Origin of the sequence: Acinetobacter sp. AOR34_HL (genome assembly GCF_027854795.1) — a bacterium.
Classification (GTDB): domain Bacteria; phylum Pseudomonadota; class Gammaproteobacteria; order Pseudomonadales; family Moraxellaceae; genus Acinetobacter; species Acinetobacter junii.
In genome coordinates this window covers 1-5,969 of record NZ_JAKTID010000062.1, presented here as the reverse complement: position 1 = coordinate 5,969, position 5,969 = coordinate 1, and the positions used below count along the sequence as shown (strand labels likewise).

The 5,969-nt window shown below is 39.0% G+C and carries 5 protein-coding genes and 1 pseudogene; 4 read left to right on the top strand and 2 right to left on the bottom strand.

Features of this window, described 5'->3' with window-relative positions:
• Window positions 1-314: pseudogene (locus MKL32_RS10775) on the bottom strand (IS701 family transposase); the annotation flags it as partial.
• Window positions 315-518: 204 nt separating this feature from the next.
• Here MKL32_RS10775 and MKL32_RS10770 point away from each other — a divergent pair.
• From MKL32_RS10770 to erpA, 3 genes are all read left to right on the top strand, one after another.
• Window positions 519-1,526: a putative solute-binding protein gene (locus MKL32_RS10770; RefSeq protein WP_004965197.1), complete on the top strand. Its 1,008-nt coding sequence runs from the start codon at window positions 519-521 to the stop codon at window positions 1,524-1,526.
• A gap of 277 nt (window positions 1,527-1,803) precedes the next feature.
• A complete protein-coding gene (locus tag MKL32_RS10765; protein WP_004914600.1) occupies window positions 1,804-2,808 on the top strand; it encodes a putative solute-binding protein in 1,005 nt (334 codons plus the stop codon).
• 123 nt (window positions 2,809-2,931) lie between these two features.
• A complete protein-coding gene (gene erpA, locus MKL32_RS10760; protein WP_004914604.1) occupies window positions 2,932-3,267 on the top strand; it encodes an iron-sulfur cluster insertion protein ErpA in 336 nt (111 codons plus the stop codon).
• Between the two features lie 52 nt (window positions 3,268-3,319).
• Here the strand turns inward: erpA and MKL32_RS10755 are convergent, their stop codons facing one another.
• Window positions 3,320-4,453 carry an anhydro-N-acetylmuramic acid kinase gene (locus tag MKL32_RS10755; protein WP_270900531.1) on the bottom strand — a complete coding sequence of 378 codons (1,134 nt, stop codon included), beginning with the start codon at window positions 4,451-4,453 and terminating at the stop codon, window positions 3,320-3,322.
• A 61-nt stretch (window positions 4,454-4,514) separates the two neighbouring features.
• Here MKL32_RS10755 and tyrS point away from each other — a divergent pair, with 61 nt between their 5' ends.
• The gene (gene tyrS / locus MKL32_RS10750) at window positions 4,515-5,747 is read left to right on the top strand and encodes a tyrosine--tRNA ligase (RefSeq protein WP_005404005.1); all 1,233 of its coding nucleotides are present in this window, start codon (window positions 4,515-4,517) and stop codon (window positions 5,745-5,747) included.
• Window positions 5,748-5,969: the final 222 nt, after the last annotated feature.

Sequence of the window (5,969 nt, the reverse complement as noted above, 5' to 3'; positions counted from 1 at the left end):
TTGACGGATCGGTGGTGTTTGCCTGACCAAAAATAGCTAACTAAGTCCATATGTTGACTATATGGTTTATCTAAAACAGTATCATCAATACTGACTATAAGTTTGTTATTATCAATATGTTGAATTGATTCTTGATATAGGTCGTGAGGTGTGTAATCTTCACGCTCTAGAAAGCGATTTACACTATCATGCGAGATATTATAAGTCTCGGCAAGTTGTGTGCAGCTAATAGAGTTCGGTTCTGTCATGAGAAAGCCCATATAAATGGGTAGAGTACAAGTTGCTGTAGAAGCATGTTTAATTCGTCTGATCACAGATACTTTATAAAGTATTTTAGTACTTTTTTGAATCCGTCAATGCGTAAGTCCTATAAAAGAAGTGGATGATATAAAAAAGGACAAATATTAAACAATCCTGACATAAAAATAGAGTACAAGCTCTATTTTTTTTCAGAAAACATGATTAATATTTGCTTCGAACAAGGAGACAAACATAAAGTTTGTGAAAGGATGAAAAATATGAAAAAAATTGCATTAGCTATTGCAGCAACTGCGATGATGGGCATGTCAGCATCTGCTCAAGCAAAAATCGATGTGTGTGTATTCGACTTATTAGGGAAGTCAGGTGAATCATACAAAATGATGCAAGACTGGGCACTTGCTGCAAAAGGTTGGGGTGCTGACGTTAACCTTCTAGCTATCACTGATGAGCAAGTTGCTGACAATAATTTCAAGGCTGGTAAATGTGCTGCTGTAGCAATGACAGCAATGCGTGCTCGCCCATACAACAAATTCGCGGGTTCTATCGATTCTTTAGGTGGTGCGCCGAGCAATGAAATTGCTCAACGTGCGATTACTTACGTTCTAGATGCTCGTAATGCTGCGAAGATGACGACTAATCTTGGTGGTAACAAATATGAAGTAGCGGGTATCTCTCCATTGGGTGCTGCGTATATCTTCGTACGTGACAAGAACATTAACTCAATTGAAAAAGCTGCTGGTAAGAAATTCGCTGTATTGGGTTACGATGATGCTCAAAAAATCATGGTACAACGCGTAGGCGCTCAAGCAGTACTTTCTGACGTTTCTAACTTCGCTGCTAAATTTAACAATGGTCAAGTTGATATGGTAGGTGCGCCTGCTTATGCATACAAACCATTAGAATTGAGCAAGGGTTTAGGTACTAATGGTGGTATCTTCAACTTCCCAGTTTTACAAGTAACTGCGGATCTTGTTATTCGTCCAGAAAAATTCCCTGCTGGTTTTGGTCAAAAATCTCGTGATTACTTTGTGAAGCAACTTCCAAAAGCATTCGCAATGATCAAACGTTACGAAGCTGAAATTCCAGCGAAGTACAAAATGAACTTAAGCGCAGAAGATACATTGAAGTATCAAAAATTATTACGTGATGGTCGTATGGATTTGACTAAGCGTGGTATTTACGATGCAGGTATGATGTCTGTATTGAAAAAATCTCGTTGTTCAGTGAACAAATCAAACTTTGAATGTGCATTACCTGGTGAATAATCAGTAATTGCCAAAAATGACACTTAAAGCCTAGATTTATCTAGGCTTTTTGTTTTTTTGTGATCGTCATTTAAGTCATAGCCTTTACTTTAAAATCTCGTAATCATAATGAGATAAAAATCAAATGAAATCGTGAAGATTAAAATATATTTTGATCAGGAAGATTTACGATTGATGATGAGGGATTTCGTTTATATACCATTAGGGAATTAAACGTGGTTCTAAGATTTTGGGTGTGATGTCACAACAATCACCAAAATGCAAAGGAAAAAAGAACATGCAATGGTTTAAAACATTAATGCTCGCAACAGGTGTTGCAGTCGTATCCGCAGGCGCTCAGGCAAAGCAAACAATTTGTGTATTTGATATTGTTGGTAAAAGTGGCGATGTTTACGCACTTATGAAAGATTATCAGCTCGCTGCAAAGACTTGGGGCGCTGATATCGAATTAAAAGTTGGCACCAATGAGGCTGTAATTGCTGAAGACTTTAAAGCTGGAAAATGTGATGGTGTGAGTATCACAGGAATGCGTGGTCGCCAATTCAATAAATTTACAGGTTCTCTCGATGCAATTGGCGCAATCACTGACTTAAAACTTGCAGTTAAAGTGATGCAAGGTCTTGCTAGCCCAGTGTTCGGAAAATCGATGGTCAATGGCAAATATGAAGTTGTCGGTGTGATCCCAGTCGGTGATGCTTATTTACTTGTTAATGATCGTAATATCAATACGGTGGCAAAAGCTGCAGGTAAGAAAATCGCAGTATTAGACTATGATGAAGCACAGAAAATTATGGCTTCACAAGTCGGAGCACAGGCTGTAAGTTCAGATATTACAAACTTTGGTGCAAAATTTAATAACGGTCAGGTTGATATTATTGGTGCGCCAGCAGCTGCATTTAAACCTTTGGAATTGCATAAAGGTTTGGGTACAAAAGGCGCAATTGTGAATTATCCGATCTTACAAGTGACAGGTAATTTGATTATTCATCCAGATAAATTCCCAGCAGGATTTGGTCAAAAGTCACGCGAGTGGGTTAAAAGCCAACTACCACGTGCATTTGGTATCCTTGGTAAAATGAAGGCGGATATTCCGCAAAAATATTGGATGGAAGTTCCTGAGTCTGATAAGCCAGGCTATCAAAAACTTATGCGTGAATCACGTATTAACCTGACAGCTAAAGGGATTTACGATAAACGCATGATGAAGCTTTTGTGGCAATTCCGTTGTAAAGAAAATCCAAAGAATTTTGAATGTGGCTTACAAGACGAAAACTACAAATAATCTTGTAAAAGTATTTTGAATAGCCCTTTAAAACTTCAAATACAGACCCGATATTGAGTATGCTATACTGAATATCGGGTCTTTTATGTATGAAAGACAAAGAAAAGTCGAGGAATATCCATCATGAACGCACAAGCTCTTGAATTGTCAGATAATGCTGCCAAAAAAGTTCGCCAATTACGCGAAAGTGAAGGGAATAATGATCTTATGTTACGTGTCTATGTAACAGGTGGAGGTTGTTCTGGCTTTTCTTATGGTTTTAACTTTGCAGAAAGTGCCAATGAAGACGATGCTGAATTTACCAATGGTGATGTTAAAATGTTGGTTGACTCATTAAGTTATCAATATTTAGTCGGTTCAGTCGTTGATTATCTAGAAGGTTTGGAAGGTTCACGTTTTGTTGTACAAAACCCAAATGCAACAACGACGTGTGGTTGTGGATCTTCTTTCTCGATTTAAGTTTAAAAAAAATATAAAAAAAAGCTTCTCGATACGAGAAGCTTTTTGCTATTTACACCGCAGTAATTGTACCCAAGATACGATTTCCTGATGCACCCGTGACAGCTGGTAAATTACCACTGAGTTGTTCCATAAAACGCATCGCTAACCAAGCAAAAGCTGTGGCTTCAACCCACGTTGGAGAAAGACCCAGCGCATCTGTAGTTTGCACAGACCAATTATGCTTGCGCAAACGCCAGCGTAGTTGTTCAAGTAAATATGAATTATATGCACCACCACCACAAACATAAATTTCACCTGTCGGCATAGCATCTTTACTGCGATAAATTGCTTTCTTAATTGCACGAGTTGTCAGTTTCATTAAGGTTGCTTGAACATTCTCTGGTGTATCTTCAAGTTCATCGTACTCTAAATCACTTCGCCAATCGCTAAGCTGCTCATCCAACCATTCTAAATTAAAGTCTTCACGACCCGTACTCTTCGGAGGTTCTTTTGCAAAAAATTCGTGTGTTTGTAAACGATCTAGCAATGAGCGAATGGGATTGCCGTATGCAGCCCAGTCACCATTCTCGTCATATGGATGACCTGTATGACGATGACACCATGCATCCATCAAAATATTGGCTGGACCTGTATCAAATCCATATACGCCGTCCGCATTGTTTGCAGGTAGCATACTGACATTTGCAATTCCGCCCAAATTTAAGATGACGCGATGAATACTGTCATGCTGAAACAAGGCCTGATGGAAAGCAGGAACTAAAGGTGCACCCTGACCACCAGCAGCCATATCCCGACGTCTAAAATCCGAAATAACAGGGATACGAGTGATTTCAGTAATAATATTGGGATCACCAATTTGCAAGGTAAACCCATGTTCAGGACGATGACGAATAGTTTGCCCATGTGAGCCAATCGCTTTAATTTGATTTCGATCTAAATTATTTTGTTTGATCAGTTCATTGATACCATGTCCAATCATCTGTGCCAGAGCCACATCAGCTTTGCCCATACGATCGATTTCGTTATCATCAGGCAAAGTGAGCGCCATCAATTCATCACGTAATTCTGGATCAAAAGGAACAGTCAGGGTTGCGTGCAAAGTTAAAGGATTAAAAGAAGCTGCAACAATATCAACACCATCCATGCTTGTGCCAGTCATTACACCAATATAGATTGCGCTCATATACAACTTCCCCTGCAAGACGCTGAAAAAATGTTAGTATATCGCACAAATTGAATAACTGATGTGTTTAGGTTTTGTGATGTCAAATTTCTTGCCCGCCGAAGAACAGCTTGCTCTCATCCAACGAGGCACGCACGAGATTATTTCTGAAGAAGATTTATTGAAAAAACTCAAAGAGAATCGTCCACTACGTGTAAAAGCAGGCTTTGACCCTACGGCTCCTGATTTACATTTAGGACATACTGTTCTCATCAATAAGTTAAAAACCTTCCAAGACTTAGGGCATGAAGTCACATTCTTAATCGGTGACTATACTGCGATGATTGGTGACCCAACGGGTAAAAGTGCAACACGTCCGCCGTTGTCAAAAGAACAAGTCCTTGCCAATGCAAAAACATACCAAGAACAAGTCTTTAAGATCTTAGATCCAAATAAAACTAAAGTCCGTTTTAACTCAGAATGGTTCAATCAGAAGTCTGCTGCTGATTTGATCCAATTGGCGAGCCAACAAACCGTATCACGTATGTTAGAACGTGATGACTTTACTAAGCGCTATAACAATCATCAGCCTATTGCCATTCATGAGTTCTTATATCCATTAGTACAAGGTTATGACTCAATTGCGCTTGAAGCAGATGTTGAGTTAGGTGGTACAGACCAGACCTTTAACTTGTTAATGGGGCGCACCTTGCAAGGTCGTTATGGTCAAGAATCACAAGTATGCATTACAGTACCTATTCTTGAAGGTTTAGATGGCGTAAATAAGATGTCTAAATCTTTAGGCAACTACATTGGCGTGTTCGACACACCAGGTGCAATGTATCAAAAAATATTGTCGATGCCAGATAGTTTAATTGAACGTTACTTTGATCTACTTAGTTTTAAGTCATTAGATGAAATTAAAGTTCTACTTGAGGAAATGGCTGCAGGTCGTAATCCACAAGAAATTAAACGCATCTTAGCACTTGAGCTTGTTGAACGTTTCCATGATGCAGAAGCAGCAGAAAATGCACATAAGAGTGCAGGGAATCGAATCACTGAAGGTGAAGTTCCTGAAGATACGCCTGAAGTAACCATTTCTCGTGCTGAATTTGGTGGTGAATTATTTATTGCAACTATTTTACGTGTGGCGGGTTTAAATCCGAATGCAGCATCAGCTAAAGATGCCGTTGGACGTGGTGCAGTTAAAGTCGATTGGAATGTTGTGGATATGAGTTTCTCTGTAAAAGAGAATGGAACTTATATTATTCAGTCTGGTAAAAAAGCCATCGCCCGTGTGACGTTTACTGACTAATACGGCAATGGAAAAAATAAAAAGCAGGCCGTGAGCCTGCTTTTTGTACATAAATAGATGATAAAAACAACGAAAACATCAGATTTGTAGAAAAAAGAAACATGCAAAAGAAAATAATAAAAAACAGGCTTGCAAGCGATTAGAAATGCTGTAGAATGCACATCCATCGGCGGTGATGCGGATAAAAACTTGTTGAGAAACAAGGATTTGGCTAAAGTAGTT

Bases quoted from the DNA above. Each gene is read 5' to 3' on its own strand.
- MKL32_RS10770 (WP_004965197.1), top strand. From the start codon at position 519: ATGAAAAAAATTGCATTAGCTATTGCAGCAACTGCGATGATGGGCATG.
- MKL32_RS10765 (WP_004914600.1), top strand. From the start codon at position 1,804: ATGCAATGGTTTAAAACATTAATGCTCGCAACAGGTGTTGCAGTCGTA.
- erpA (WP_004914604.1), top strand. From the start codon at position 2,932: ATGAACGCACAAGCTCTTGAATTGTCAGATAATGCTGCCAAAAAAGTT.
- MKL32_RS10755 (WP_270900531.1), bottom strand. From the start codon at position 4,453: ATGAGCGCAATCTATATTGGTGTAATGACTGGCACAAGCATGGATGGT.
- tyrS (WP_005404005.1), top strand. From the start codon at position 4,515: ATGTGTTTAGGTTTTGTGATGTCAAATTTCTTGCCCGCCGAAGAACAG.